The organism is Actinomadura rubrobrunea NBRC 15275 (assembly GCF_001552235.1).
In the GTDB taxonomy this organism is placed as follows: domain Bacteria; phylum Actinomycetota; class Actinomycetes; order Streptosporangiales; family Streptosporangiaceae; genus Spirillospora; species Spirillospora viridilutea.
In genome coordinates this window covers 66,360-92,674 of record NZ_BCQU01000011.1, presented here as the reverse complement: position 1 = coordinate 92,674, position 26,315 = coordinate 66,360, and the positions used below count along the sequence as shown (strand labels likewise).

23 protein-coding genes are annotated in these 26,315 nt (G+C 73.1%); 10 read left to right on the top strand and 13 right to left on the bottom strand.

Annotation, left to right across the window (positions count from 1 at the left end):
- Positions 1-89: 89 nt before the first annotated feature.
- On the bottom strand, positions 90-491 hold the full coding sequence (locus AR3_RS05445; protein WP_067909331.1) for a nitroreductase family deazaflavin-dependent oxidoreductase: 402 nt from the start codon (positions 489-491) through the stop codon (positions 90-92).
- A 197-nt stretch (positions 492-688) separates the two neighbouring features.
- On the opposite strand from AR3_RS05445, the gene AR3_RS05440 reads away from it, so the two are divergent.
- Entirely contained in the window at positions 689-907 is a 219-nt protein-coding gene (locus tag AR3_RS05440) for a hypothetical protein (RefSeq protein WP_146150354.1), read from the top strand.
- Positions 908-1,021: 114 nt separating this feature from the next.
- Positions 1,022-1,876 carry an LLM class F420-dependent oxidoreductase gene (locus tag AR3_RS05435; protein ID WP_067909375.1) on the top strand — a complete coding sequence of 285 codons (855 nt, stop codon included), beginning with the start codon at positions 1,022-1,024 and terminating at the stop codon, positions 1,874-1,876.
- A 69-nt stretch (positions 1,877-1,945) separates the two neighbouring features.
- Here the strand turns inward: AR3_RS05435 and AR3_RS05430 are convergent, their stop codons facing one another.
- Complete coding sequence (locus AR3_RS05430) at positions 1,946-2,812, bottom strand: Sco1979 family transcriptional regulator (protein ID WP_067909372.1); 867 nt, start codon at positions 2,810-2,812, stop codon at positions 1,946-1,948.
- Between the two features lie 539 nt (positions 2,813-3,351).
- Between AR3_RS05430 and AR3_RS05425 the strand changes: the two genes are divergently transcribed.
- Positions 3,352-3,612: a hypothetical protein gene (locus AR3_RS05425; protein ID WP_227023320.1), complete on the top strand. Its 261-nt coding sequence runs from the start codon at positions 3,352-3,354 to the stop codon at positions 3,610-3,612.
- Here AR3_RS05425 and AR3_RS05420 read toward each other — a convergent pair.
- Genes AR3_RS05420 through AR3_RS05410 form a run of 3 tightly spaced genes read right to left on the bottom strand, consistent with a single transcriptional unit; the run spans position 3,609 to position 6,087 of the window.
- A complete protein-coding gene (locus AR3_RS05420; protein ID WP_067909322.1) occupies positions 3,609-4,412 on the bottom strand; it encodes an ABC transporter permease in 804 nt (267 codons plus the stop codon). The two genes, AR3_RS05425 and AR3_RS05420, sit on opposite strands and share 4 nt — an antisense overlap.
- Positions 4,409-5,176 (bottom strand): ABC transporter permease subunit, encoded by a 768-nt coding sequence (locus AR3_RS05415; protein WP_067909320.1) that lies wholly within the window; start codon positions 5,174-5,176, stop codon positions 4,409-4,411. Before AR3_RS05415 ends, AR3_RS05420 begins: the two co-directional genes overlap by 4 nt.
- Complete coding sequence (locus AR3_RS05410; protein ID WP_067909317.1) at positions 5,173-6,087, bottom strand: ABC transporter ATP-binding protein; 915 nt, start codon at positions 6,085-6,087, stop codon at positions 5,173-5,175. Before AR3_RS05410 ends, AR3_RS05415 begins: the two co-directional genes overlap by 4 nt.
- 167 nt (positions 6,088-6,254) lie before the next feature.
- Between AR3_RS05410 and AR3_RS05405 the strand changes: the two genes are divergently transcribed.
- Both AR3_RS05405 and AR3_RS05400 read left to right on the top strand, forming a co-directional pair.
- The gene (locus AR3_RS05405) at positions 6,255-7,424 is read left to right on the top strand and encodes a sensor histidine kinase (RefSeq protein ID WP_227023321.1); all 1,170 of its coding nucleotides are present in this window, start codon (positions 6,255-6,257) and stop codon (positions 7,422-7,424) included.
- Positions 7,421-8,077, top strand: coding sequence for a response regulator (locus AR3_RS05400; protein WP_067909314.1), 657 nt, complete (start codon positions 7,421-7,423; stop codon positions 8,075-8,077). Before AR3_RS05405 ends, AR3_RS05400 begins: the two co-directional genes overlap by 4 nt.
- Before the next feature lie 715 nt (positions 8,078-8,792).
- Here the strand turns inward: AR3_RS05400 and AR3_RS32035 are convergent.
- Complete coding sequence (locus AR3_RS32035; protein ID WP_227023322.1) at positions 8,793-9,455, bottom strand: nucleoside triphosphate pyrophosphohydrolase; 663 nt, start codon at positions 9,453-9,455, stop codon at positions 8,793-8,795.
- A gap of 179 nt (positions 9,456-9,634) precedes the next feature.
- Here AR3_RS32035 and AR3_RS05390 point away from each other — a divergent pair, with 179 nt between their 5' ends.
- Positions 9,635-11,017, top strand: a complete 1,383-nt coding sequence (locus AR3_RS05390; RefSeq protein WP_067909364.1) for an MFS transporter — start codon at positions 9,635-9,637, stop codon at positions 11,015-11,017.
- Positions 11,018-11,089: 72 nt separating this feature from the next.
- Here AR3_RS05390 and AR3_RS05385 read toward each other — a convergent pair whose 3' ends face one another.
- Positions 11,090-12,559 (bottom strand): cytosine permease, encoded by a 1,470-nt coding sequence (locus AR3_RS05385; RefSeq protein ID WP_083950974.1) that lies wholly within the window; start codon positions 12,557-12,559, stop codon positions 11,090-11,092.
- 103 nt (positions 12,560-12,662) lie between these two features.
- Between AR3_RS05385 and AR3_RS05380 the strand changes: the two genes are divergently transcribed.
- Positions 12,663-14,219 (top strand): PucR family transcriptional regulator, encoded by a 1,557-nt coding sequence (locus AR3_RS05380; protein WP_067909311.1) that lies wholly within the window; start codon positions 12,663-12,665, stop codon positions 14,217-14,219.
- A gap of 82 nt (positions 14,220-14,301) precedes the next feature.
- Here AR3_RS05380 and AR3_RS05375 read toward each other — a convergent pair whose 3' ends face one another.
- Together AR3_RS05375 and AR3_RS05370 are read right to left on the bottom strand one after the other, a co-directional pair.
- Positions 14,302-15,432, bottom strand: a complete 1,131-nt coding sequence (locus AR3_RS05375; RefSeq protein WP_106259107.1) for an oxidoreductase — start codon at positions 15,430-15,432, stop codon at positions 14,302-14,304.
- A 13-nt stretch (positions 15,433-15,445) separates the two neighbouring features.
- The gene (locus AR3_RS05370) at positions 15,446-16,045 is read right to left on the bottom strand and encodes a DUF1989 domain-containing protein (protein ID WP_067909306.1); all 600 of its coding nucleotides are present in this window, start codon (positions 16,043-16,045) and stop codon (positions 15,446-15,448) included.
- An 887-nt stretch (positions 16,046-16,932) separates the two neighbouring features.
- Here AR3_RS05370 and AR3_RS05365 point away from each other — a divergent pair.
- Positions 16,933-17,565: a LysE family translocator gene (locus tag AR3_RS05365; protein WP_067909303.1), complete on the top strand. Its 633-nt coding sequence runs from the start codon at positions 16,933-16,935 to the stop codon at positions 17,563-17,565.
- A gap of 29 nt (positions 17,566-17,594) precedes the next feature.
- On the opposite strand, the gene AR3_RS05360 is transcribed toward AR3_RS05365, so the two are convergent.
- From AR3_RS05360 to AR3_RS05350, 3 genes are all read right to left on the bottom strand, one after another.
- A complete protein-coding gene (locus AR3_RS05360; RefSeq protein WP_067909300.1) occupies positions 17,595-18,494 on the bottom strand; it encodes a hypothetical protein in 900 nt (299 codons plus the stop codon).
- A gap of 215 nt (positions 18,495-18,709) precedes the next feature.
- Entirely contained in the window at positions 18,710-19,993 is a 1,284-nt protein-coding gene (locus tag AR3_RS05355) for a citrate synthase (RefSeq protein ID WP_067909297.1), read from the bottom strand.
- A gap of 116 nt (positions 19,994-20,109) precedes the next feature.
- Positions 20,110-21,069, bottom strand: coding sequence for a serine/threonine-protein kinase (locus AR3_RS05350; RefSeq protein ID WP_067909294.1), 960 nt, complete (start codon positions 21,067-21,069; stop codon positions 20,110-20,112).
- A 210-nt stretch (positions 21,070-21,279) separates the two neighbouring features.
- On the opposite strand from AR3_RS05350, the gene recD2 reads away from it, so the two are divergent.
- Positions 21,280-23,529, top strand: coding sequence for an SF1B family DNA helicase RecD2 (gene recD2, locus AR3_RS05345; RefSeq protein WP_067909291.1), 2,250 nt, complete (start codon positions 21,280-21,282; stop codon positions 23,527-23,529).
- 97 nt (positions 23,530-23,626) lie between these two features.
- The gene (locus tag AR3_RS05340) at positions 23,627-24,784 is read left to right on the top strand and encodes a tetratricopeptide repeat protein (RefSeq protein ID WP_067909288.1); all 1,158 of its coding nucleotides are present in this window, start codon (positions 23,627-23,629) and stop codon (positions 24,782-24,784) included.
- Here the strand turns inward: AR3_RS05340 and AR3_RS05335 are convergent.
- Positions 24,768-26,291 carry a peptide ABC transporter substrate-binding protein gene (locus tag AR3_RS05335; RefSeq protein WP_067909284.1) on the bottom strand — a complete coding sequence of 508 codons (1,524 nt, stop codon included), beginning with the start codon at positions 26,289-26,291 and terminating at the stop codon, positions 24,768-24,770. The two genes, AR3_RS05340 and AR3_RS05335, sit on opposite strands and share 17 nt — an antisense overlap.
- Positions 26,292-26,315 lie beyond the last annotated feature (24 nt).

Below are 26,315 nucleotides of genomic sequence, written 5' to 3'. Positions count from 1 at the left end.
CCTCGCGCGACCGGCCCGCCGGCAGCGCCCGCCGGCAGGGCCCGCCGGCACGGCCCGCCGGCAGGGCCGGTCGCGCGTCGACCCGCGGCTCAGACGCGCTCGAGGACGACCACGGGGATCTCGCGGTCGGTCTTGCGCTGGTACTCGTCGTAATCGGGCCAGGTCGCGACCATCTTCTGCCACAGCGCGGGCTTCTCCTCGGCGGTGGCGGTCCGCGCCCGCGCGGCGAACTTGTCGCCCTTGACCTGAACCTGCACCTCGGGGTTCGCCTGCAGGTTCAGGTACCAGTGCGGGTGGTCCGGCGCGCCGCCCTTGGACGCGACGACGACGTAGTCGTCTCCGTTCATCTGGTAGATGAGCGGCGTGATGTGCTCGCGGCCCGTGCGGCGCCCCTTGGTGGTGAGCAGCAGGACCGTGGTGCCCTGCCAGTCGTGCCCCTCGGCGCCGTCGGTCTCCTGATACCGCTTGACGTGCTCCTTACCGAACAGCATGGCTCTCCCTTCGATGGCGTGCGGGTGGTCCCCCCGCCGGGCGCGTGCGTGCCGGTCCGGGCACGGCGGAGCAGACCGGACGCGGCGGCGGCCGCCGGGTGTCTCGCGTGGATCGCCGAAGATCCTTACCCGGCCCGGCGGGAACAATACGCCGGGCGGGTGACGAGGCGGACGCGGCGTCCGCCGATGTGATCTTCGTGACGCCCGCGCGCGGCGGCGACGTGCCGGAGGCGGAGGCGACCGAGCGCGTCCGGTGCGGCCGCGACGGCGTCGACGACGTCACGGTGCGCCGGGCGGACGACGACGCCACGGTGCGCCGGGCGGACGACGGCGTCGTCATCGCCGAGTTCCGGGGTAGGAGCCGCAGCGGGAACGAAAGCGTGATGGCCGCGGGGTCCGACGCGCCGCGGGACTGAACGGCGACGGACCGACCGCCGGGGACGAGACGCGAAACGCCGGCGGGAAATGGAACCGGCCCCGCCGCGGTTGTGTCGACGGTGCAGGCCAAGATCGACGGCAGGGAGGTGGCCATGGAACTCGGCCGTGTGGGCATCTGGAGCATCGGACTGCGGTCGGACGACCCCGCGCACCGTCCGAGGATCGCGGAGGCCGCGGCAGAGCTGGAGGAGCTCGGGTACGGCACGGTCTGGCTGGGCGGCAGCCCGGGCGTCCACCACGCCAGGCCGCTGCTGGAGGCCACGTCCCGCCTCGTGGTGGCCACCGGCATCCTCAGCATCTGGGACTACGAGCCGGAGCGGGTGGCGGAGGAGCAGGCCCGGCTCGCCAAGGATTTCCCCGGCCGGTTCGTGCTGGGGCTGGGCGTCAGCCACGGGGTGCTGGTCGGCGACGACTACCGGCGGCCGTACTCGAAGATGATGGAGTACCTGGACCGCTTGGACGCGGCGGGATCGCCCGCGTCGCAGCGGGTGCTCGCGGCGCTCGGGCCGCGGATGCTGGCCGCCTCCCGGGACCGGGCCGCGGGCGCCCACCCGTACCTGATCACGCCGGAGCACACGCGCGAGGCGCGCGAGATCCTCGGCGGCGGTCCGGTGCTGGCGCCCGAGGTCAAGGTCGTGCTGGACGACGACCAGGAGCGCGCCCGCGCCACCGCCCGCGACCATCTGGAGATGTACCTGCAGCTGCCCAACTACACCGGCAACCTGCTGCGGCTCGGCTTCTCCGAGGAGGACTTCGCCGACGGCGGCAGCGACCGGCTCGTGGACGCGGTGTTCGCGCTGGGAGGCGTGGAGGCCGCGGCGCGGCGGGTCGCCGAACACCACGAGGCGGGCGCCGACCACGTGGCCATCCAGGTCGTCACCGCGGGGCGCCAGGAGCTGACGATGCGCGAGTGGCGGGAGCTGGCCGTCCTGAACGGCGACTCCTGACCGCCGCGCACGGCGTGCGGCCGCGCGGCCGTTCTCCGGGGTCCGCGACGGTCGCGGGCCCCGGGCCCGTCACATCTCGCGGAGAACCTTCGTGAGGAACGACGCCGTCTCGTCGGGGCGGCGGGCCGTCACGCACAGGTTGTTCATCGTGCGCATGTAGGTGTCGACGTCGGTCGGCTTGTCCAGGTAGAGGGCGCTGGTGAGCTGCTCGATGAACACGACGTCGGACAGGCCGGGCTCGGCGAACCGCAGGATCGTGAACGGGCCGCCCACCGCGGTGTGCCCGCCCGCGTCGAACGGGATGATCTGCAGCGTGACGTTCGGCAGCTCGCACATCTCGAGGAGGTGCCGGAGCTGCCCGCGCATCACCTCGCGGCTGCCGATGCGGCGCCGCAGCACCGACTCGTCCAGCACCGCCCACAGCGTCGGCGCGCCCGGCTCGGTGAACCGCTGCTGGCGGGTGAGGCGCACCTGGACGCGGCGCTGCACGTCCTCGTCGGAGGCGTCGGCGTGGCCGAGCAGCACCACCTCCCGGGCGTAGTCCTCCGACTGCAGCAGCCCCGGGACGAACTGCACCTCGTAGGAGCGGATCAGCGAGGCCGCCTCCTCCAGCCCCAGGTAGGGCTCGAACCAGCTGGGCAGCACGTCGCCGTAGCGGTGCCACCAGCCCGGCGTGTTGGACTCGCGCGCCAGCTCCAGCAGCGGGGCGCGCTCCTCGGGGTCGGTGACGCCGTAGAGGGTGAGCAGGTCGGCGACGTCGCGCTCCTTGAAGCCGACCCGGCCCAGCTCCATGCGGCTGATCTTGGAGTGCGAGCCGCGGATCTCGTACCCGGCCTCCTCGGTGGAGATGCCGCGGGCCTCGCGCAGCCTCCGCAGTTGGGCGCCGAGGAGGATGCGCAGCACGGTCGGGCCGCCGCGGCGCGGGTAGTCGATCAGCCGGCCGGCGGGTGAGTCACCCTCGGCCGGAGGAGTGGGGACAGCTGCTTCCTGGGGCAAGGGTTTCACCAGCCAGTCGACGGGTCCGCTCTCAGGCGGGAAGATTCGCGCCCCATGCTAGAGGATCGGATGGGTTTTGTGGGAAACGCACGATTGGCGCGGCATCGCCGCGCCGCCGTGACGGCAGGGAAGCGAGCGTGCGGCCGGGGCCGTCACGCGCCGTCACTTACGTACCGTGAGAGCCGTTAGTCCCACTGTACTCTCTTTCCCCGCTAGCAGCCGGAAAACCGCAATTCCATGCGTCCGTCTCCAGCCGATCGGGGACGACCGAATCCCGCGCCCGGCGGCCGGTCGGGGGAAGCGGCGTGACGGAGGTCTCGTGACGAACCTCTCGCCGCCCACGGTGAACTTCGGAAAGCGCCGCGCGGTCTTGGTTGGTGGAGGCGTTCCGGCATTCAGTATGAAGCGCCATAAATGGGGAGAACATGCACGAAACACATCGTGATTGGTCCGAACCCGCCTTTCTGACGTCCGGACCGGTGACCGAGGACGAGCGTGCGGCGGCCCGGGAGGCGGTCCGCGCGGCGCTGGAGGGGACCCGAGAGACGGTCCGGTCCGTGCGGGTCACGCTGAGCGTGATCGACGACCCGTCCCTGCCCCGGCCCGCGCTGGCCCAGGCCGTCGTGGAAGTCGGCGGCGGCCGCCTGCGCGCCCAGGCCGCCGCCCGCGACCTGACCGAGGCGATCGATCTGCTGCGCAGGCGCCTGTCCGTCCGGACGGCCTGTCTGCGCGCCGGTTAGACGTCGCGGCGGCCGGCCGCGACCGCGGCGGCGGCCAACGGCACCACCGCGTAGGCCAGCAGCAGGGCAAGCGCCGCCGGGGGCGCCAGCAGCTCGCCGTAGATGGAGGGCGTGTCCGACCCGTCGGCGATCTGGTCGGCCAGGCCGCTGAGCATCACCGAGCCGACCCGCGCGTCCCACGGCGCGGGCAGGTTGGCCGCCAGCATCGGCAGGACGTGCCACAGGAGCACGACGACCACCACGGCCCCGGCCGTCGAGCGCAGCAGCACGCCCAGCGCCATCCCCAGCACCGCGAACACCGCGACCGACAGCCCGGTGGCCAGCAGGTGCGGCGCCTGGTCGGCGAGGACGAGGTCCTGGCCGTCGATCGGGCGGTCGCCGATGATGGCCGAAGACGCCAGGAACGCGCCGAACGCGGCGACCTGCCCGACGGCCAGCCCCACCGCGCCGACCACGCCCGCCTTGGCCGCGAGCACCAGTCCGCGGCGCGGCACCGCGACGCAGGTCGCCCGGATCGTGCCGGAGCGGTATTCGGACGTCGCCGCCGTCACGCCCAGGACGGCCATGCACAGCGACACCGCCCACGCGGTCACGTCCGCCAAAGGCGACAGCGCGAACGACTTCCGCTGCTCCGGCGTGAGACCGTCCCAGACGCCGACCGCGTACCAGGCGAGCAGGGCGGCCAGCCCGATGAGCACGGCCGCCGCGGCCGACGTCCAGAAGGCGGAGCGGAGCGTGCGAAGCTTCAGCCATTCGGCGGCGAGGACACGCCCCGCCGTGATCCCGGGAGCCGTCGTCATTGATCCCTCCTCAGCAGCAGTGCCGCGCCGCTCCCCAGGGCGATGCCCACGTACGCGGCCATGACGGCGCAGGCGGCCAGGGGCGGCAGCAGCGGATCGTCCGCTCCGCCCGCTGACTGGACGGCGAGGTCGGACACCGTCACACCGGCCAGCCGCTCGCCCCAGGGGGACGGAAGGAACGCCGGTACGACGGGCAGCACGAACAGCAGGCCGCACACCACGACCAGGGCGCCGGCCGTGGAACGCAACGCGGTGCCCACACCGAGCCCCACCAGCGCGACAACCGCCACCGACACACCCGAAGACAGCAGCAACGGCACCGCGTCCGAGAACGGCTCGTCGTAGTCGGCCAACGGCCGGCCCCCGATGACCAGACGCGCGATCCCGTGCATCGCGAACACCGCCACCAGCCCCATGGCGAGCGACACCGCGGCCACGGCACCGGCCTTGGCCGCCAGCGCGGTGCGACGGGACGGCACGGCGGTCAGGCTCGCACGGATCGTCCCCGTCGCGTACTCGGAGGTGATCGCCATGATGCCGAGCACCGCCGCGCACAGCTGGACGAACGGCAGGACCGCCTCCTCCAAGGGCTGCGCACGTTCCCAGGCCGCGCGCTCCTCGGGCGTCCCCGAGTCCCAGCCGGTCGCGCCGTTCCACGCCATCAGCGCGACCAGCGGCAGGACCGCCGCGACGACGGCGAGCACGTGGCACGTGGAGCGGACCGACCGCAATTTGATCCATTCCGCCGCGAGCGCCCCGGTCACCGCCGTGCCCCCTCCGCCGCCCGGTAGTCGACGTCGGCGCTCGTGAGCTGCACGTACGCCTCTTCCAAGGAGGCGCTGCGCGGCGTCACCTCGTGCAGCGGGATGCCGCGCGCGGCGGCCAGTTCGCCGATTCGCGCGACGTCCATGCCGTTCACCGACAGTCCACCGTCGGAGAGCGTCTCCACGGACGCGCCCGCCCCCGCCAGCACCGCGGTCAGCTCGGCCTGCCGGGGCGACCGGACGAGAACTCCGCGCCGGAACCGTTCGGCCAGTTCCGCGACGGAGGTGTCGGCGATGAGACGTCCCCGGCCGATGATGACGAGGCGGTCGGCGGTCAGCTCCATCTCACCGATGAGATGGCTGGACACCAGCACGGTCCGTCCCTCGGTGGCCAGCGCGCGCAGCAACCCGCGGATCCAGCGGACGCCGTCGGGGTCGAGCCCGTTGACGGGTTCGTCGAGCAGCAGCACACCGGGATCGCCGAGCAGCGCCGCCGCGATGCCGAGCCGCTGCTTCATCCCCAGGGAGAAGCCACCGACCCGCTTACGGGCCACCCCTGCGAGTCCCACCTGCTCGAGCACCTCCGCGACGCGACGCGTCGGTATGCCGTTGGTGCGCGCCAGCCATCGCAGATGGTCGCAGGCGCGGCGACCACCGTGGACGGCAGTCGCGTCCAGCAGCGCCCCCACCTCGCACAGGGGGCGTCGCAGTTCGGCGTAGCGCCTGCCATTGACCAGCGCGGCGCCGGACGTGGGCGCCGCCAGGCCGAGGAGGACGCGCATCGTGGTGGACTTCCCCGCACCGTTCGGCCCCAGGAATCCCGTCACCGAGCCCGGCGACACCTGGAACGACAGCCCGTCCACAGCGGTGGTCGAGCCGTAGCGCTTGGTCAGTTCGCGCACTTCGATCATGCCGCCAACGGTGGCGCGCCTCCGCCCCGTCAGGCATCGGAGCACGATCCGAAACCGTGCCTGCGACCAGGGACGGAGGGTGCGACCGCCGCCGCGCGCCCGTCCGACCTGAGGATGTCATCCCCTGGCCGGAGGCGGCCGGCCGTCCGCCCCGATACGGTCGCAGCGTGGCGGAATCGGAGTTGCGATCTCTCCTGGCGAGTCGGCTGAGCAGGCGTCAGCTCATCGCGGTCGACGCCGCGGTCGCCGTCCTCTGCACGCTCGTGCTCGCGGCGGCGACCGCCGCCCGCGGCCCCGCCGCGGCGCCGTCCTTCCTCGAATGGCTCGTCGTCATCGGCACCGGGGCGCCGCTCGCCGTGCGGCGGCTGTGGCCCGTTCCGGTGTTCGTGCTCGTCCTCGCGCTCTCCGTCGTCGCCGTGCCCGCCGACCTGCCGACGATGTTCTTCGCCGCCGCCGCGTACGCGCTGTACGCGGTCGCGCTCACCCAGCCGCGGCGGCGGTGGATCCCCACCCCCGCCGTCGGCGCGGTCAGCGGTCTTGCCCTTCTTGTCAGCGCGTTGGCCGGGCCGCGGGACTGGCGCGCGCAGCGCGTGTTCGAGGTCGTGCTCTCCTTGGCCGTGCTCGGCGCGGCGTGGACGCTCGGGCGCGCGGTGCGCGAACGGCGCGCGCAGACCGGGCAGGCGGCGGCGCGGCTGGCCGATCAGGCGGTGGCCGAGGAACGGCTGCGCATCGCGCGCGAGCTGCACGACGTCGTCGCGCACAGCATGAGCCTGATCGCCGTCAAGGCCGGGGTCGCCAACCACGTCGCCGAAGAACGGCCCGAGGAGGCGCGCGAGGCGCTGCGCGTCATCGAGTCCACCAGCCGCGGCGCCCTCACCGAGATGCGCCGCCTGCTCGGGGTGCTGCGCGCGGGCGGCCGGGCGGAGACCGAGACGGCGCCCGCGCCCGGCCTGTCGGGGCTGCCTCACCTCGTCGAACGCGCGGCGATGGCGGGCGTCCGCGTCGACCTGGAGCTGAAGGCGGGACGGCTGCCCGAAGGCGTCGCGCTGTCGGCGTACCGCATCGTCCAGGAGGCGGTGACGAACGTCGTCAAGCACGCCGCCCCGGCCCGCTGCCGCGTCACCGTCGAGGCCGACGGGGGCGAGGTGCGCATCGAGGTCGTCGACGACGGGCCCGGCACGCGCGTGCCGCCCGCCGCTCCGGGCGCCGGCCACGGACTGATCGGCATGCGGGAACGCGCCATGATGTACGGCGGGGATTTCACCGCAGGTCCCCGGCCGGAGGGCGGCTTCGCGGTGCGGGCCCGCCTGCCGTACGACACCGTGAGGGGCGGATGAGCGACATCCGGGTGCTGGTCGCCGACGACCAGGCGCTGGTGCGAGGGAGCTTCCGCCTGCTCATCGACACCGCCCCCGGCCTGGTCGCCGTGGGTGAGGCCGGGACGGGCGCCGAAGCGGTCGAGCTGGCGTCGCGCGAACGGCCCGACGTGGTGCTGATGGACGTGCGGATGCCCGAGATGGACGGCATCGAGGCCACCCGCCGCATCTGCGCCTCGACAGACGTGCGGGTGCTCATCCTCACCACGTTCGACCTGGACGCCTACGTCTACGCGGCGCTGCGCGCGGGCGCCAGCGGCTTCCTGCTCAAGGACACCCCGCCCGCCGACCTGCTGTCGGCCGTCCGCGTCGTCGCGGCCGGGGAGGCGCTGCTCGCCCCGACCGTCACCCGCCGGCTGATCGCGGAGTTCGTCCGCCGCCCCGAGCCGTCCCGGCCGCCGGCCCGAGAACTGGACGGGGTGACCGCGCGCGAGCTGGAGGTGCTGGAACTGGTCGCCCGCGGCCTGTCCAACGCCGAGATCGCCGAACACCTGCGGCTCAGCCTGGCCACCGTCAAGACCCATATCGGGCACCTGCTGGCCAAGCTGCACGCGCGCGACCGGGCCCAGCTCGTCATCGTCGCGTACGAAACCGGCGTCGTCCGCCCCCGCTAGCCGGTGTTCGAGAAGGCCAGGCCAGTCGGCCGGCTACCCGCAACCTCTGGCAACGCGCTGAGCGGGGCACAGACTCCATCGCCTGAGCGATTCGGAAGGTCTGCTGGATCAGCACGCCGCCGTCGGCGCCCACCGCCGAGATGAGGCCGATCGCGGCCGCCGCGGCGAGCCGCGCGCGGGCCGGCGCCCGCTCGGCGGCCGCGGAGTCGCCGCGGTCCGCCTCGGCCAGCTCCCGCACCTGGAAGATCGCCGGGATCATCCGGTAGGTGGAGCCGTTGCCGACGCCGGTGGCCCGCCTCCTCGTGCCGCAGCGCGTCCTCTCCGTCCTCGCTAGCGTCTTCTTCAGAGCCGGACCAGGCAGTCGGCTCCCTGCCACTTCTTGCAACGTGGGCCGAGCCTGCCCAGCCCCTACCGCGAGGCGGGTTGTTCGCATTCTCGTACCGCAACTTGTCAGTTCTGCCCTTGGCAGCTGGTCTCCAACAAGGCCGGACTCCGCCTGAGAGGGTGTCCGCCTCCTCGTATCGCAGCGCGTCCCCTTCGCCTCCGCTGACGCATTCAGCGGGGTCGGCTACCGGTCGTCCTGGGCAGCGCCGACCGAGTCAGCGGAGATGAGGTGTGCGCCTCCTTGGACGGCAGCGCGTCATCTTCGTGGCCGGATCAGCGGTCGGCCACCCGTCAGCTCCGGAACGTGTCACGGCCGACGTCGATCGGCGGGTCATGTCCGGTCGGCGTCGAGGCGCAGCACGAGGCGGTCGGCGAACCCGCCGCGTTCGGCTGCCTTGGCGGCACGTCGTCGTTCGAGTTCCTCCGGGGCGACGCCGTGCAGGGCGGCCAAGGCGTGGACGACCTCCAAGACATCGGCGAGCTCCTCCGCATCGCCGCACGCCACGTATTCCGCGACCTCCTCATACAGCTTGGCCCGCAGCAGTGACGCGTACTCGCCGTCCCCGACCACGCGCACGGACGGTTCCCGCCCGGAAGCCCGGATGATGTCGGGGATGCGGTCGCGCACCAGCTTCTCGGCGGGGGCGCCGCCACGGTCGCCTTCGGGGGAGGGGACGCCGTGACGGCTGTCCAACGACTGGATCCACTTCACCGCCACGGCCGCCGTCTGGACCAGCTCCGCGCGGAGCCTGGCGGGATCCGACTCGGCCAGCGCCTCGCAGAACTCCTCCGTCAGCACATGCCGCCAGGTCAGTTCGCCGCGCCGCGACGCCTCGGCGCAGGCGCGCTTGGCCCGCTCCGCAGCCGCGGCGTGCTCCGGCCCCGTGCCGTCGGGAAACTCCTGCGGACCCCAACGGCGGTCCTGGGCCGCGCGTTCGTCGGCGATGTCGGCCAGCACCCGGTCCAGCGACCCCGTCGTTTCCTCGGTCCCCATGGCAGACGACAGTAGCCGTCACCGCGAGCCGGACGCACGACCGCGCCCGATGCCGCACGCCCGCGAGCGTCATGAATGCTCACCGAAACCCGACATGGCATTCAGTAGAAACCCGACGGTTTTCAGCGCTCCCGCCTGATCGTCTTTACCGGCGAGGTGAAGCGGGTTCTAATGGCGTGGTGCGTCCGGCTCCGCTGCCCCGTTCGCTGCGCATCGGCTATGGGATCGGTTCGTTCGGCACGGGAATGTTCAGCACCATTCCCGGACTGCTCCTGCTCTACTACCTCACCAATGTCCTGGACGTGCCGGCCGGAGCCGCCGGGGTCGCGGTCTTCCTGCCCAAAGCCTGGGACCTGCTGGTCAATCCGCTGGTCGGACGTCTTTCGGACCGCACGGTGTCGCGGCACGGCCCGCGGCGGCCCTGGCTGCTGGCGGGCGCCGTCACGCTGCCCCCGCTGTTCGCGCTGATGTTCGCGGGCACGCCCCTGCGCGGCATGCCCGCCGCCTTCTACGTCGGCGCGTGCTTCCTGCTCGCCGCCACCGCGTACGCGCTGTTCGAAGTTCCGTACAAGGCCATGCCCGCGGAGATGACCGACTCCTACCACGAGCAGTCCGAACTGCTCACCTGGCGGATGGCCTTCGTGGGCGTGGCGATCCTGCTGTCGGGCGGCCTCGCGCCGGCCCTGGTCAACGCGCGGGGCGGCGCCCCCACCATCGCGGGCTACCGGCTGATGGGCCTGGTCATCGCCGCGATCCTGTTCGCCGCCATGGTCGGCGCGTTCTTCGGCACGGCCCGCGCGCCCCGCATCGTACGGACCGCCCCGGGCCGTCCCGCCGAGCACACGTCCGTGTGGCGGCAGCTGGCCGCCGTGCGCGGCAACCGGCCGTTCCTCCTGCTCACCGCGCTCAGCTGCACCCAGATTCTGGCGGCGGCGATCATGCTGGCGGGCGCGCCGTACTTCGCCTCCTACGTCCTGGAGGACACCGGCGCGATCACCACCCTGTTCCTGGCGATCATCGGACCGATGGTGCTGACCATGCCCGCGTGGGTGGCGGTGGCGCGCCGGTACGACAAGCGCGCCGCGATGGTCATCGCCTCCGGCCTGTACCTGCTGGGCGCCGCGTCGCTGATACTGACCCCCGCGTTCGGCACGGTGTACGCGCACGCCTGCGCGACGGTGATCGGCACCGGATACGCGGGCCTGCAACTGCTGCAGTTCTCCATGCTGGCCGACACGCTCGTCTACGACGAACTGCGGTCGGGCATGCGCCGCGCCGGAGTGTTCACCGGGCTGTGGACCGCCCTCGAAACCGTCACGATGGCGTTCGGAGCCCTCCTGTTCGGATGGCTGCTGGCCGCCGCCGGATTCGTCTCCTCCGAACCCGACGAACCGGTGCGCCAGCCGGACGGCGCCGTCGACGCCATTCTGCTCGGCGGCACCGTGGGGCCCGCGCTGCTCACGGCCGTGTCGATCGCCGTGACCCTGCGCTACGACCTGACCGCCCAACGGCTCGACGAGCTTCGCGCGCGTCGCGGCGCGCTGCAGCGGCCCGCCGCCTGACGCGTCGCATGCCGGTCGGCCCACCGGTCCGGCGGTGGGCCGAGCGATCCGGCTCCGCCCGTCAGGGGCGGGTCACGACGACGATGCGCCGCCTGCCGCGCCGTCCATGCGGGTCGGTCGAGGCGCCGCCGCGGCCGACACGCGGCCGGAAGCGGGCCGCCGCCGCGCGCGTACGGTCAGCGCGCAGTACAGCCCTCCCGCGACCAGGCCGCCCGACAGCCAGGAGAAGTCGGTGCCAGCCAGCGCCCGGGCGATCGGTCCCTGCAACGCGGGCACCATGCCGAACTGCCAGGACCACGCCGCCAGCAGTCCCAGCGCGAGGCTGACCAGAGCACGGGCGTTCAGCCCCGTGTCCTGGTAGAGGACCGCCGTGTCCAGTCGGCCCCGGCGGAGCACGAAGAAGTCCACCAGCACGATGGCCGCCCACGGGCTGATCCACACCAGGATCGAGACCATCCAGTGGTCGAACGCGCGGGCGAAGCTGTCGGCCTGGACGAACACCGCCAGGACCGCGGAGGCCACCGTCCCGGCGACGAGGGTCAGCTTCCAGCGGGCGATCCGCAGGCCGATCGACAGCGCGGCCAGCGAGCACGAGTACAGGTTCAGGATGTTCGTCGCCACCGGCCCGTGCAGGATCAGCAGCAGCACCGGCACCGCCATCACCCCGAACGCCTCGGTCACCAGGGTGGACGGGTCGCCATCGCCGCTCGCGCCGGCCAGGCAGGCGCCCAGCGCCGCCAGCCACACGGTCGGGACGTACATGCCGAGCGCGGTCGACCAGAACACCGACCGGTCGGACACTCCGACGCGGACGAAGCGGCTGTAGTCGGCCGAGTACGGCAGCCAGCTGATGCCCCAGCCGACCCCGATGGCGGTGAGCAGCTGGGTGACGGCGGTGACCTTCTCGGCGGGCGTGGCGGCGGTGGCGGCCGTCCACTGCGGCTCGGCGCGCGTCAGCGCCAGCACCGTCATCACCGCCATGATCAGCACGGTGGCCGGCACGGTGTACTTCTCGAACGTGCGGATGGCGTAGAAGCCGTACAGCGCCAGCGCCAGCTGGACCGCCATGATGAGCCCCGCCACCAGATACTTCAGCCCGACGCCGCCGTGCACCCCGAGCTGCGCCAGGATCTCGATCACCAGGTCGAGCACCACCCAGGTGTTGACGCCGACCCAGCCCATGGCCAGCAGTCCCTGGACCAGCCCGGGGACGACGGCGCCGCGGCGGCCGAACGCCGCGCGGGCGAGGACCATCTGGTTGACGCCGGTGCGGTGGCCCATCACGTTGCACAGACCGAAGACGGCGCAGCCCACCGCGTTGCCGAGGGCGACCACCACCAGCGTCTCCACCAGGCTCAGGCCGAGCGTGACGCCGAGCGCCCCCAGCACCCAGTTGATCGGCGCGATGTTGGCGCCGGACCAGATCCAGAACTGCTGCCAGGGCGTCGAGTCGCGGGACGCGGCGGGGATGGGGGCGACGCCGTGCGCGTCGAAGCGGACCGCCTCGGCCGGTCTCTCGTCGAGGGGATGGTTGTGGGACATGGTTCCTCCGTCCGTGATGTGCACCACATAAGCAGCGCGATCACGGGCCGGACAGTGGAGGAACCTCCATGCTTTTCTCGTACTCGTCGGATAATCTCACAAGATGTTCTCGCTGAATGCGCTCGTGCGCACCACCTCACTGGGCTTGCGGGTGCTCGTGCCCGGCTCGGAGGGGGCGCTGGAGGAGCCGGTCGCCTGGGTCCACAACACCGAGCTGCCCGATCCGTCCCGCTACCTGCGGCCGCGGGAACTGGTGCTGACCAACGGGCTGTGGCTCGGCAGCATCACGGCCGCCGAATTCGTCGCGAACGTCAGACGCGCGCAAGGCGCCGGCATCGTGTTCGGCCTGCGGCCGGAGATGCCCGCCACCCCGCCGGAACTGGTGGCCGCCTGCCGGGGCGCGGCCCTGCCGCTGCTGGAGATCTCACCGGACGTGCCGTTCACCGCGATCTCCGAGGCGGTCGCCGGCCTGTACACCGAGGAACGCCAGAGCGCCCTGGTCGGCATGGTCCGCCGGGGCGACGCGCTGGCCACCGCGATCTCCCGGGGAGCGGGCGCGTCCGGCGTCCTGCGGGTGCTGCGGCGCGACTACGAACTGCCGCTGGCGGTGGTGGACCGGATGGGACGCCCGCTGGCCTCGGCGGGGGCCGAGCTGACCGGCGAGCAGCTCCACACGGTGGCGGCCGCGCTGGCCCGCCGGCCCCCGCCGCTGGAAACCGACCTCGGCGCCGCCGGGCGGGCGGCCCTGTTCCTGGTGGGCGCGGTCGGAGACGTCGACGCCGCGCTGGTGTGCCTGCGACCGGTCGCCGACCTGACGCGAGCGGAACAGGCCGCGCTGGAGCAGGCGGCCCGCTTCCTCAGCCTGGAGGTCGCCAAACAGCAGGCGGTGCAGGCCATCGAGCAGCGGTTCGCCGGGGAGCTGCTGGAAATGGTGCTGTCGGGCGGCAGCAGGGCCGCCGAGGTGCCCGGACGGCTCCGCGCGTTCGGCGTGGACCCCGACGGCCCCCTGGCCGTGTGGGCGCTGGCGTTCGCCGACGAGGAGTCCACCCTGCCCGGGATGGCCGAGGTGGCGGGCGAGTTCTTCGCGGCCGACGGCATCCCGGCGGTCGTCGCGGGCGGATCACGGGACGTCGTCGCCGTGCTGTCGTGGCGGCGTTCCGAACGGGAGCTGGCGCCCTTGGCGGAACGGCTCGCCGCGAACGTGGCCGAACGGTTCGTGGGCCGGCGTCCCGTCGTGGGCCTCGGCGGGGTCGCCATGGACTCGACCGGGCTGCGGGAACCGCTCGTGCGTTCCCGGGAGGTGTGCCAGACGCTGCGGCGCGGCGGCGCCGGCCCCGCCGTCCGGGCGTTCGCCGAGCTGGGCACCTACCGGCTGCTGCTGGGCGCGCAGGACGCCGACACCCTGCGCTCGCTCGCCGACGGCCTCCTCGGCCCGATCCGCGCGCACGACACCCGACGCGGCAGCGAGCTGGAGGCGACCCTGCGCGCCTTCCTGGACCACGACGGGCAGTGGGCGGCCAGCGCGGCCGCCCTGCACGTCCACGTCAACACCCTGCGCAACCGGCTGGCCAAGATCGCAGAGCTGACGGGCCGCGATGTCACCCGCACCGCCGACCGCGTCGACCTGTTCCTGGCGCTGGAGGCCGGCGACATGCTGTGACCGCCGCCCGACTCATGCGGCGGGAAGGCCCCGCGTCCGGCCCTGGAAGTCAAGCCCCGGGCCGGACGCGGGGCCGCCGTGCTCACACGCCCGCGCGTGCCGCCAGACGCCAGCGGCGGGCGTTGTCCAGGGTCGCCATCGGCTGCAGCATCGTGTGGTCGAACTCCTCGAGCTCCCGGCCCTCGGCCAGGCGGCGCGGCAGGTCGGGGTTGGCCAGCGCACCCCGCCCCACGGAGAGGAAGTCGGCGTGGCCGTCGTCCAGGACCTGGGCCGCCTGCCGCGGCCGGTGCATCCCGCCGTTGGCGATCACCGGCAGGCCGCTCACCCGCCGGGCCAGGCCGGTGATGGTGACCCCGCCGTCCAGCCGCGCCGTCTCGATCCAGTCGCGGCCCTCGCTGGCGATGTGCAGGTACGTCGCGCCCGCGTCGGCCAGCGCCGCGAAGATCGTCTCCGCGTCCCTGGCACCGCCCGGCCAGCGGTACCGGAAGTCGTTCACCTTGGTCTGCGACAGCCGCACGCCGACGCACCAGTCCGGCCCGACCTCGGCGCGGACGGCCGCCACGACCTCCGCCGTCAACCGCACGCGGTCGGCCGCGGAACCGCCGTAGGAGTCCGTGCGGCGGTTGGTGTAGTCCGTGAGGAACTGGTCCAGCAGATAGCCGTTGGCCGCGTGGATCTCCACGCCGTCGAACCCGGCCTCTCGCGCGTTCGCCGCCGCGGCGGCGAAGCCGTCGACGGCCTCCTTGATGTCGGCCTCGCTCATCTCCCTGGGCGTCGGCCACGGCCCGTGCCCGCCGTACTCGGGCATCTTCTCGCCGAGCGGTGTCACCGCGGACGGCCCGGCGGTCTCCTCCCGGTACGGGTTCCCCTGCGACAGCGCACCGGCGTGCATCAACTGCGCCACGATGCGCGCCCCCGCGTCACGCACCTTGCCGGTGACCTCGCGCCAGGCCGCCACGTGCCGCTCCGACACCAGGCCGGGCTGTTTGAGATACCCCTGGCTATAGGCCGTGTCGGTGTACGTCCCCTCCGTGATGACCAGCCCGAAGCCGCCCTGTGCGAACGCCGCGTAGTACTCGGCCATCTCCGGCGTCGGCGTACCGTCCGGGGCCGCCGACACCCGTGTCATCGGCGCCACCGCCAACCGGTTCGCCGTCGTCAAGCCGCCGATGCGTCCCGGCTGCAGCGCCGGGTGCCCCCGAACAACACTCATGATCATTTGCCTTTCAATCCATCACATCAATGGCCAGCGGCGATGGCCCGCCGGCGTTGACGTCGACCAGGTCCTGCGGACAGGCCGACACCACGACGAGGCAGTCCATGACCGCCTCGAACGTGATCGCGTCCCCGGGGCGGCTCTCCGCGGGCAGCCACCGAAGGCGGCCCGACTCCTCCACGGGGATCCGCATGAACACGTTGACCGGCTGCGGCGTGGTGGCGACGGACAGGCCCAGCTCCGCCAGCGCCAGGTCCAGATTCCGCGCGCACGACGGATGCCCCGGCGCGTCGAGCGCCTCGTAGCGGGCCGGATCGCAGGCCGCGATCAGCATGTCGTGCCGACCCGGCGACGTGTCGGAGACCAGCGTGAGGATCGGGCGCCGCCGGTTGGTGACGAACGCCTCGCCCACCTGCGGGAACAGGCGGCTCGTCACGCTGCGCGTATGGGAGGCGCTCAAGTGCTCGCCGGTGTCTCCGGCGGCGAAGGCGAACAGGTCGCCCACCTGACCGCCTTCGAGGTCGACCACTCGCACCCGCTGCCCGGCGGCCACCTGCACCGCCCGCCCTTCCCTGGCGGGCACCACCGTCCGCCCCGTCGTCTGTCGCATATCCGCAAGCACACCACCGCCACACCCCGAAAAGCCATGGAGGTATGTACACAACTAGCCCCAAGAATTGGCGCTTCCTCCAACACCCGCCAACAACCAGAGAAACATCAACGACTACGACAAACCCGCTACGCACAGGGCAGTAGCCAAGCCTCGGGACCATGCCTGAACGTGACTACCTGCCGACGGTCGATGTGATGCGCGCGGTTCTGACGAGCGTTCGCCAGGGCGTCGCTGAGGACCCGTGGTGTGCAGCCAGAGGATGAAACTGGCCGGTGGCCCGCCGCAACGATTCCGCCAAGGACGGCAGCGAAGGAACTGGGGCCGTCCTTCGGCGGTGACCACCTGTCGACTGCTGATGCGGGCCCAAGCGCGGCAGTGAAGGCCCTCCACTAGGTCGTGTCGACGCCAGCCAGTCGATTCCCCGGGGCGGCGTCGGTGCGGGCCTGGGGCCTGCTGCATCCACGTGAACATGCCGTCGGCGGCCCACCGGCGGAAGCGGGCGCACATCGACCGCCGCACCGACTGGTCGGCGATCCGGCCGTCGCCAGCGGCGCCCACGAGCGCGCCGCTACGGCTGCCCGCCCCCCGACCAACCTAGACCGGGCCACCGGTCGGCCAGTGCGCTGCTACGAACACCCCGCGCCCGGCGACCTGGTGCACGTAGGCGTCAAGACGCCGGGCAACAGCGCCGACGGCGGCGGCCACCGGGTGCACAGCCGCGCGCTCGGCAGGACGGTGGGGGTGTCGGTCCACACCTGGACGGCCTGGGGCCTGGTGACCTCCCGCGCGAAGCGAGCCCCGCTCGACCAGGAGGAGACGCGGGCGGTCGACGGCGCCGTCCGGAGGGGCGCGGGCGAACGACGGGCGTGTGCGAGGATCGACGCATGCCGATCGACCAGCAGCTTCTCGTGGCGTTCACGGTCACCACCATCGTCGCGATGATCACGCCGGGGCCGGACATGCTGTTCGTCCTGGGGTGCGGGATGCGGGGCGGGCCGCGCGCGGGGCTGCTCGCGACGGCCGGTGTCGCGACGAGCGAAGCCGTGCACGTGGCGGTGGCGGCCGCCGGGCTGACCGCCCTGTTCGCGGCGGTGCCGGTCGCCTTCACGGTGGTGCGCGTCGTCGGGGGCGCCTATCTGATCTACCTCGGGGTCCAGATGATCCGCCGCCGCGCGGCCACCGTGGACGACGCGCCGATCGAACGCGGCGGGATGCCGGGCCGCCGGGCGTACCTGTCCGGCCTGCTGACGAACCTGCTCAATCCGAAGATGGTGACGTTCACGATCGCCTTCCTTCCGCAGTTCGTCGACCCGGATCTCGGCCGGGTGTGGCTGCAGTTCGCCATCCTCGGCGTGCTCCTGGTCGCGCTGGAGTTCCTGGTCGACGGGACGGTCGGCGTGCTGGCGGGACGGATCGGCGGATGGCTGCGCCGCAGACGCGCCGTCCGCCGCCGGATCGACGTCGCAACCGGCGGCCTGTTCATCGGCCTCGGCGTAAGGCTGGCCGCCGAGCGCTGACTCCGCGGCTTGTCCGGCACCGCGTGGGTTCAGGCCGCCGTGGCCGAGTCAGGGGGATAACTGCACAGGTCGTACATGACCGGTGGGAGCTCGTCCCAGAGCCAATCGTTCTGTGAGCCGGGCCAGTCGGCCGGAGGGCCGACCCTGAGCAGGTCCGGCCGGATGGGGGTGAGCTGGACGAGCAGCGGGTCGCCGTGCCACATCACTTCGTCGGTGCCCCAATAGGCGCCGAAATCGGCGCCGGTGAGCGGCATCTGCCGGGGGATGATGTGCCGGCCGGGGGTTCTGCCGAGGGGGAGCAGGCGCTGGGCCGTGGTGCGCAGGACGTTGAGAGCGGCGAGGCCGTGGCGGCAGGCGACTGCGGTCATGCGCAGCTCGGGGAGGCCGAAACGGGTCAGGCCGCGGGTGGTCAGTTCCAGGCACGCGCACCCCTCGGGGTCGTCGTCGAGGGCCGGGCAACGAGGGTCGGCGGGCGACGGCGGCGGCCAGGCGCCCAGCCAGTCGTCGGCCAGGGCGAAGCCGGGCGGCTCGGCGTCCCGGAACGGCAGCACCTGGCCGGTGTCGTAGTCGATCGGGATGCCGTCCACGTCGTCAGCGACCGCTCCGGTGACGGCGCGGGCGAGCTGCAGGCCGAACGGCAGGTCGTGGACGGGGACGGCGGCGGTGACACCGATGTGGTGCGCGGCCCTGCGCGCCGTTTCCGGCTCGTCCTCGTCGGGTGCGTGAAGGGGGCGGTGCAGATCCCACGGCGAGTCGCAGGCGCGGTACGCGGTCACCGTCAAGGCGGGCGTGCCGAGCCGCTCGGCCGCCTCTGCCGCGAACGGTTCGGGCAGGCCTTCGAATTCGAGCGGGGGATCAGCCTGGTCGGCGGCGACGACGAAGGTCGCGGTGACCGTCTCGGGAACGGTGATGTCGATCGTGTGCGGCATGTGCGGCCTCCTGGTGGCGTGCGTTCGCCGTCCAGGGTCGGCCGCCGCGGGCCCCTCACAGAAGTAGAAGACCGTTCTGTGGATAACGCATGGGGTGCGCCCACGCACCGCCGAGTGTCTGCGTCAGGCGCGGAATGCGCGCGGCGGCTGCTGCCGCCGGGTGACACCCGTGTGCCGCGCCGGGGACGCTGCTGTCCCCGGCGCGGCACGGGACGTCAGCGCTCGGAGATGTCGACGTAGTGGCGCTCGCCCGGACCGACGTAGACCTGGCGAGGCCGGCCGATCTTGGTCGCCGGGTCGTTGATCATCTCGCGCCACTGGGCGATCCAGCCGGGCAGCCGGCCCAGCGCGAACAGCACCGTGAAGGCGTTCGTGGGGAAGCCCATGGCCTTGTAGATGACGCCGGTGTAGAAGTCGACGTTCGGGTAGAGCTTGCGCTCGATGAAGTAGTCGTCGTTGAGCGCGACCTCCTCCAGGCGCATGGCCAGGTCCAGGAGGGGGTCGCTCTTGCCGAGGATGTCCAGCACCTTGCGGGTGGCCTTCTTGACCACGGCGGCGCGCGGGTCGTAGTTGCGGTAGACGCGGTGGCCGAAGCCCATGAGCTTGAGGCCGGGCTCCTTGTTCTTGACGCGCCGGACGAAGTCTTCGACGTTGCCGCCCTCGGCGTGGATGCGTTCGAGCATCTCCAGGACGGCCTGGTTGGCGCCGCCGTGCAGGGGGCCGAACAGAGCGTCCACGCCCGCGGAGACGGAGGAGAACAGGTTGGCGTGGCTGGAGCCGACGAGCCGCACCGTGGAGGTCGAGCAGTTCTGCTCGTGGTCGGCGTGCAGGATGAACAGCATGTCCAGGATCCGCACGATCTCGGGGTCGACCTCGTACGGCTCGGTGGGCAGGCCGAACGTCATCCGCAGGAAGTTCTCGACGTACCCCAGGGAGTTGTCGGGGTAGAGCAGCGGCTGCCCGACGGAGGTCTTGTAGGCGTACGCGGCGATCGTCGGCAGCTTGGCGATCAGCCGGATGCTGGACAGGTCGACCTGCTCCTCGTCGAAGGGGTCCAGGTTGTCCTGGTAGAAGGTGGACAGCGCGCTGACCGCCGAGGACAGCACCGCCATGGGGTGGGCCTGGCGGGGGAACACCGTGAAGAAGTTGCGGAACTTCTCGTCCAGGAGCGTGTGCCGTCGCACCCGGTCGGTGAAGCGGTCGAGCTGGTCGGCCGTCGGCAGCTCGCCGTAGATCAGCAGGTAGGCGACTTCAAGGAAGGACGACCGCTCGGCGAGCTCTTCGATCGGGTAGCCGCGGTACCGGAGGATGCCCGCCTCGCCGTCGATATAGGTGATCGCGGAGGTGGTGGACGCGGTGTTGGTGAACCCCGGGTCGAGGGTGACGTGGCCGGTCTCTTTGAGGAGCCGGTTGATGCTCAGGCCCGAGGGTCCCTCGGTGGCCTGCGTCACCTCGAGGGGCAGCCGCCCGCCCGTGTGGTTGAGCTCGAAATCCGACATGCACTCGCTCCCAACTGCTGTCCACACCTGCGTAGACGCTCCGGGTTTCATCGTATCCAGGTGATCACATGGGTCTTGCTGCGGGCTGGGTGGTCTTGTTGTGGAAAATCCGAAACCTACCGTGATGGGCGACTCCGCCGGTCGTGTCGGCGGTCGGGGGGTTCCGGCGGCGGTCCGGGCGCCGTCGACTGCTCGTAGACGGCCGTCATCTGGACGAGGGTGCGCTCCTGGGCGCCGATCAGTTCCTCGACGTCCGCGGGCGGCCACTCCTCGCCGTAGTGGGCGTCGAGCAGCGTGGACAACGCCGTGAGCACCTGCTCCGGGGTCGGCCGCTCGCCGGGGGCCTTGGCCAGGCACAGGGTGACCAGGCCGCGCAGCGGGTCGGGAAGGCCGGTCAGGTCGGGCTCGCGGTGGACGATGCGGGCGCGGACCTTGTGACCGGTGCCGAACGGGGCCTTGCCGGTCGCCGCGTACACCAGGGTCGAGCCCAGGGAGAACACGTCGCTGGCGGGTGTGACGGTCTCGGCGAGGGCCTGCTCGGGGGACATGTACTCCGGCGTGCCCACGATCGCCGACCGCGACAGCGGAAGGGCGTCCAGCGGCCGGGCGATGCCGAAGTCGATCACCCGGGGGCCGTCGGCGGCCAGCAGCACGTTGGACGGCTTGAGGTCCCGATGGACGATCCCCGCCCGGTGGATGGCGATGAGCGCCTCGGCGAGCCCGGCCCCCAGACGGCACACGGCCTGCTCGGGCAGCGGGCCCTTCTCCCGCACCGCCGCGGCCAGGCTCACCCCGCGGATGTACTGCGTGGCCAGCCAGGGCAGTTCGGCGTCGGGGTCGGCGTCCACCACAGGGGCGGTGTAGAAGCCGCTCACCGAGCGGGCCGAGGCGACCTCTCGGCGGAACCGCTCCCGCCAGTGCGGATCGTCCAGCAGCTCCGGCCGGATCACCTTCAGAGCGACGAGCCGCCGGCTCGGCGACGCGGCCAGGTACACCTGGCCCATGCCGCCCTCGCCGAGCCGTCCGAGCACCTGGTACGGGCCGATCTTGTCGGGGTGGTCTCGGGACGGCTGCATGGCTCCAGGTTCCGGCTGTGGGGGGCGGGCACTTCATCGTTCCATGGGATGATCTCGCATCCGAAGCGGCGAAGCCGCCCGCGACGCCCGTGGCGCAGGCCGATCCGGTGCCGATCGGAAGCGTTCCGCGAACCGGCGAGCGTCCTCGGGCGCCGACCCCGCCCTTTCGGTGACGAGAGCGGCGGCGCATCCGACATCATGTGATCCGTGATGAGCAGTGCGTCGGCCTCCCAGCGGCACGCCGGCAAGGGGCCCGGCCCGGTGGTGCTGGAGGCCGTCCTCGAACGGATCACCTACGCCAACGAGGAGACCGGGTACACGGTCGCGCGCGTCGCCACGGAGAAGTCCGGCGACGAGCTGCTGACCGTGGTCGGCGCGCTGCTCGGCGCGCAGGTGGGGGAGAGCCTGCGGCTGACCGGCCGGTGGCGCTCGCATCCCAAGTACGGGCGGCAGTTCGAGGTCGAGTCGTACACCACCGTGCTGCCCGCCACCGTCCAGGGCATCCGCCGGTACCTGGGCTCCGGGATGATCAAGGGCATCGGCCCGGTGATGGCCGACCGGATGGTGGAGCACTTCGGCACCGACATCCTGCGGATCATCGAGGAGGAGCCGGACCGGCTGGTCGAGGTGCCCGGGCTCGGCCCCAAGCGCATGAAGCGGATCGCCGACGCCTGGGAGGAGCAGAAGGCCATCAAGGAGGTCATGGTCTTCCTGCAGGGCGTCGGGGTGTCCACGTCGCTGGCGGTGCGGATCTACAAGCAGTACGGCGACGCGGCCATCGACACGGTGCGCCGCGAGCCGTACCGGCTGGCCGCCGACGTGTGGGGCATCGGCTTCAAGACCGCCGACACCATCGCCCAGGCGGTCGGCATCCCGCACGACAGCCCCGAGCGGATCAAGGCGGGGCTGCGGTACACCCTGTCGGAGGCCGCCGACGACGGGCACGTCTACCTGCCCGAGCCGAACCTGGTCACCGCCGCCGAGAAGATCCTGGGCGTGCCGCGCGAGCTGATCGGCCCGGCGCTGGACGAGCTGGCCGCCGAGGAGGAGGGCGTGGTCCGCGAGCCGGTGCCGGGGACGGCGGAGGGCGCGGGGACCGTCCCGGCCGTGTACCTGCCGCCGTTCCACCGGGCCGAGCGGTCGCTGGCGCGGGGGCTGCGCGAGCTGCTCGACGCCCCGCACGACCGGCTCAACGCGTTCGCCGACGTCGACTGGGACAGGGCGCTGGCCTGGCTGCGGCGGCGCACCGGCGCCGACCTGGCGCCCGAACAGGAGGAGGCGGTGCGGCTCGCGCTCACCTCCAAGGTCGCGGTGCTGACCGGCGGGCCCGGCTGCGGCAAGAGCTTCACGGTGCGGTCGATCGTCGAGCTGGCCGCCGCCAAGAAGGCCCGGATCGTGCTGGTGGCGCCGACCGGACGGGCCGCCAAGCGGCTGGCCGAGCTCACCGGGCACGAGGCCGCCACCGTGCACCGGCTGCTGCAGCTGCAGCCCGGCGGGGACCCGAAGTACGACCTCGACAACCCGCTGGACGCCGACCTGGTCGTGGTCGACGAGAGCTCCATGGTCGACCTGATCCTGGCCAACAAGCTGGTCAGGGCGATCCCCCGCGGCGCCCATCTGCTGCTGGTCGGCGACGTCGACCAGCTGCCGTCGGTGGGCGCCGGCGAGGTGCTGGCCGACCTGCTGAACGCCGAGGTGATCCCGCGGGTGCGGCTCACCCGGATCTTCCGGCAGGCGCAGCAGTCCGGGATCGTCGTCAACGCCCACCGCGTCAACGCGGGGGAGCCGCCGCACACCCGCGGCTACCCCGACTTCTTCCTGTTCCCGTGCGACGACCCGGAGGAGACCGCCGAACTGACCGTGGACGTGGTGGCCAACCGCATCCCGCGCAAGTTCGGCCTCGACCCGCGCCGCGACGTCCAGGTGCTCACGCCGATGCACCGGGGCGCGGCGGGCGCCGGAACCCTCAACACGCTGCTGCAGGAGGCCCTCACGCCGCACCGGGAGGGGCAGCCCGAGCGCCGCTACGGCGGCCGCGTGTACCGGCCCGGCGACAAGGTCACGCAGCTGCGCAACAACTACGACAAGGGCGAGGCGGGGGTGTTCAACGGCACCGTCGGCGTCGTCACCAAGGTCTCGCCGGAGGAGCACACCCTGACCGTCCGGACCGACGAGGACGAGGACATCGAGTACGGCTTCGACGAGCTGGACGAGATCACCCACGCATACGCGATCACCATCCACCGCTCCCAGGGCAGCGAGTACCCGGCCGTGGTGATCCCGCTGACCACCGGCGCGTGGATGATGCTGCGCCGCAACCTCCTCTACACCGGCATCACCCGCGCCAAGAAGCTGGTGGTGCTGGTGGGCTCGCGCCGCGCGCTGGCCGCCGCCGTCCGCACCCCGGGCGCCGGACGCCGCCACACCGCGCTGGCGCACCGCCTCGCCGCGCTGGCCTGACCGCGCGCGGCGGGCCGCGCCCCGGGGAACCGGCCGCGCGGCGCCCTCGTCGGACTCAAAGATCATCTTTCCCCGATCGTTCCGAGGAGGTTCCGCGTTGCCCGATGAGTCCCGAGCCGTCGCGTCCGAGCAGGGCGAGCTGGATGCCGACGCCGTCGCCGCGTTGGTGAACGGATCCCAGGAGCTGGCCGCGGCGGGCCGTCTGGACGAGGCGGTCGCCGACCTGCGGCGGGCCGTGCCCGCCGCGCGGCGGCTGTTCGACCGCGACCCGGTGCGGTACCGCGTCGTGCTGGTCGTCGCGCTGCTCAACCTGGAGGGCCGGCTGGCCGCGTCCGGACGGGCCGAGGAGACCGTGCCGCTGCTGAAGGAGATCGTCGCGCGCACCGCCGACTACCGCCCCGAGGAGGCGGCCGCCGGCACGCCCGAGTCGCTGCTCGGATACCGGCTCGGGGCGCTGCGGCGGCTGGCGCGGCGGCTGCGGGCGGACGGCGACCTCGACGGCGCCATCGCCGCCGCGACCGCCGCCCGCGACGAGTCGCCGCGGCCCGCCGAACCGCCGACGGCGGACGACATCGCGAGGGCCGAGCGGCTCGTGTCCGCCGAGCTGCTGCTGGCCCGGCTCCTGGAGGAGGCCGGACGCGGCGAGGAGAGCATCGCGGTGGGGGAGAGCGCCGTCGCCGACGCCCGGGTGATGAAGCGCCCGGACGGGCGCGAGGCCGTCTCGCTCGGCGACGCCGCCTTGGACGTCGGCCTTCGGCTGCTGGCCCGCGACCGACTGGAGGACGCGGCCCGCCATCTCCGGCAGGCGGTCGAGGTCTACCGGAGCCACGCCGACGACCCCGGACACCCCGACATCGCCGCCAACCTGCCCCTCGCCGCCAACCGGCTGGGCGTGGCCCTGTCGATGCTGCACCGCGACGCGGAGGCCGTGCCGTATTTCGAGGAGGCGGTGCGGCGGAGCCGGCGCCGCGACGCCGCCGACCCCGAGGTCCGCGACGAGCTGGCGTCCTACCTGCGCGATCTCGCCGTGTGCCTGATCCAGCTGGACCGGGACACCGACGCCGTGGCCGCGCTCGCCGAGGCCGCCGATCTGTACCGTCCGCCCGCCGAGGGCGGTTCCGCCTTCCACCGGGAACGGCTCGGCGAAGTGCTGGGCCGCCTGTGGCGCGGGCTGGCCGTCCTCGGCCGCGAGGAGGAGTCGGCGAAGGTGCGGGCCGAGTGGTCCGCGCTGACGGAGGTCAGTCCGTCGCCCTGAGACGCGGCAGCACCAGCCCGGCGAAGGCGTCGGCGGTCACACCGCGGACGCGTTCCGACCAGACCAGGTGGTCGTGCCGGCACCACAGCGGCATCACCGGCATGTCGCGCAGCAGGGACGACTCGGCCAGCCGTGCCGGGATCACGCCGTCGTCGGGCGTGGCGGCGCGCAGGGACTGCTCGATGAGGTCCGCGGCGGGGCCGTCGTCGGGGCGCGGCAGCGGGGCGAGAGCGGCGGCGGGGGCGGGGTAGGCCGCGGCCGAGCGCACCGCGTACGGGCCGTCGACGCGGCGCTCGGCGAGGGCCCTGCGCAGTTCGGCGGCGGGCACCGCCTTCGGCCGCACGTCCAGCTTCAGCGTCGACCGCCACTGGTCGGCGACGGCCCGCACCCACGCGTCGTCGCCCGCGCCCGCCTCGTACCAGAGGGTGACGGGACCGTCGAGCCCGCCCGCGTCGGCGAGCGCGGCTGCCGCGGCGGCCCCGTCGTGCACGCACGCCCGGCACTGGCCCTCGCGGCGGCCCAGCGCGATGCCCGGCGGGACGAGCGCGTCGGCGGGGCTGACCTGGTGCCCGAGCGGCCCCTCGGCCACCGCCCGCCGGTCGATCGCCATGGACAGCGCGTGCCGCAGGGCCGGGGCGGCGAACCGCTCCTCCCACTCCGGGAACGCCAGGTAGGTCGCGGTCCGGCCGGGCACCGACAGGTGGCGGCCGCGGAAGTCGGCGTCCATCGACGCGTGCTTGTCCGGCGGGACGGCGGTGGCCACGTCCAGCTCGCCCGCCCGCACGGCGCGGTACTGGGCGCCGGCGTCCGGCATCGCGCGCACCACGATCGCGGGGCCGCGGCCGTCCCGCGGCTCCAGCACCGTCTCGCGGGCGTCGTGGGAGCGGACGCGGTACGGGCCGTTGCCGATCGGCCGGCGCGCGTAGGAGGCCCAGTCGCGCGACCGCAGCACGGCGTCGGGCAGCGGCAGGAACGCCGGGTCCGCCAGCAGCGCGGGGAACCCGTTGAACGGGCGGTCGAGCGCGACCTCGAAGGTGCGCTCGTCCCGCACCTTCAGCCCTTCGACGTCGTCGTCCCGGCCGCCCGCGCCCTTCACCCGGGCCACGTCGGTGAGCAGGCGGGCACCGTGCCAGCCCTCGCGCAGCACGGCCCGCCAGGCGTCGACGAACGACCGCGCCGTCACCGCGGAGCCGTCGTGGAAGCGCTGCCCGGGGCGCAGCCGGATCGTCCAGACACGCCGGTCCCGGCTCGTGATCGACTCGGCGGCGGCGTCGACCGGCGTCCCGCCCCGCCCGTCGTAGGCGGTCAGCCCGGTCCACACCGCGCCGGCGATCATGCGTCCGGCGGGGTCGCGGACGTCGCCGGGCAGCAGCGTGGCGGGCGGCGCCGCGCCCACCGAGATCCGCGGGTCGTCCGGTCCGCTCCGCGCGCGCACGGCCACCGCCAGCGCGGCCGGCAGCGCCACCGCCCCGATGACCAGCGCGGCCGTGCGCGTGACGCTCCTCAACGGGCCCCTCCCGACGACCTCGCG

Excerpts from the sequence above, each read along its gene's own strand:
- AR3_RS05350 (WP_067909294.1), bottom strand. The coding sequence starts at position 21,069 with ATGCAGCCGTCCCGAGACCACCCCGACAAGATCGGCCCGTACCAGGTG.
- AR3_RS05420 (WP_067909322.1), bottom strand. The coding sequence starts at position 4,412 with ATGACGACGGCTCCCGGGATCACGGCGGGGCGTGTCCTCGCCGCCGAA.
- AR3_RS05385 (WP_083950974.1), bottom strand. The coding sequence starts at position 12,559 with ATGTCCCACAACCATCCCCTCGACGAGAGACCGGCCGAGGCGGTCCGC.
- AR3_RS05365 (WP_067909303.1), top strand. The coding sequence starts at position 16,933 with ATGCCGATCGACCAGCAGCTTCTCGTGGCGTTCACGGTCACCACCATC.
- AR3_RS05375 (WP_106259107.1), bottom strand. The coding sequence starts at position 15,432 with ATGAGTGTTGTTCGGGGGCACCCGGCGCTGCAGCCGGGACGCATCGGC.
- recD2 (WP_067909291.1), top strand. The coding sequence starts at position 21,280 with ATGAGCAGTGCGTCGGCCTCCCAGCGGCACGCCGGCAAGGGGCCCGGC.
- AR3_RS05380 (WP_067909311.1), top strand. The coding sequence starts at position 12,663 with ATGTTCTCGCTGAATGCGCTCGTGCGCACCACCTCACTGGGCTTGCGG.
- AR3_RS05355 (WP_067909297.1), bottom strand. The coding sequence starts at position 19,993 with ATGTCGGATTTCGAGCTCAACCACACGGGCGGGCGGCTGCCCCTCGAG.
- AR3_RS05400 (WP_067909314.1), top strand. The coding sequence starts at position 7,421 with ATGAGCGACATCCGGGTGCTGGTCGCCGACGACCAGGCGCTGGTGCGA.
- AR3_RS05435 (WP_067909375.1), top strand. The coding sequence starts at position 1,022 with ATGGAACTCGGCCGTGTGGGCATCTGGAGCATCGGACTGCGGTCGGAC.
- AR3_RS05445 (WP_067909331.1), bottom strand. The coding sequence starts at position 491 with ATGCTGTTCGGTAAGGAGCACGTCAAGCGGTATCAGGAGACCGACGGC.
- AR3_RS32035 (WP_227023322.1), bottom strand. The coding sequence starts at position 9,455 with ATGGGGACCGAGGAAACGACGGGGTCGCTGGACCGGGTGCTGGCCGAC.
- AR3_RS05410 (WP_067909317.1), bottom strand. The coding sequence starts at position 6,087 with ATGATCGAAGTGCGCGAACTGACCAAGCGCTACGGCTCGACCACCGCT.
- AR3_RS05360 (WP_067909300.1), bottom strand. The coding sequence starts at position 18,494 with ATGCCGCACACGATCGACATCACCGTTCCCGAGACGGTCACCGCGACC.
- AR3_RS05370 (WP_067909306.1), bottom strand. The coding sequence starts at position 16,045 with ATGCGACAGACGACGGGGCGGACGGTGGTGCCCGCCAGGGAAGGGCGG.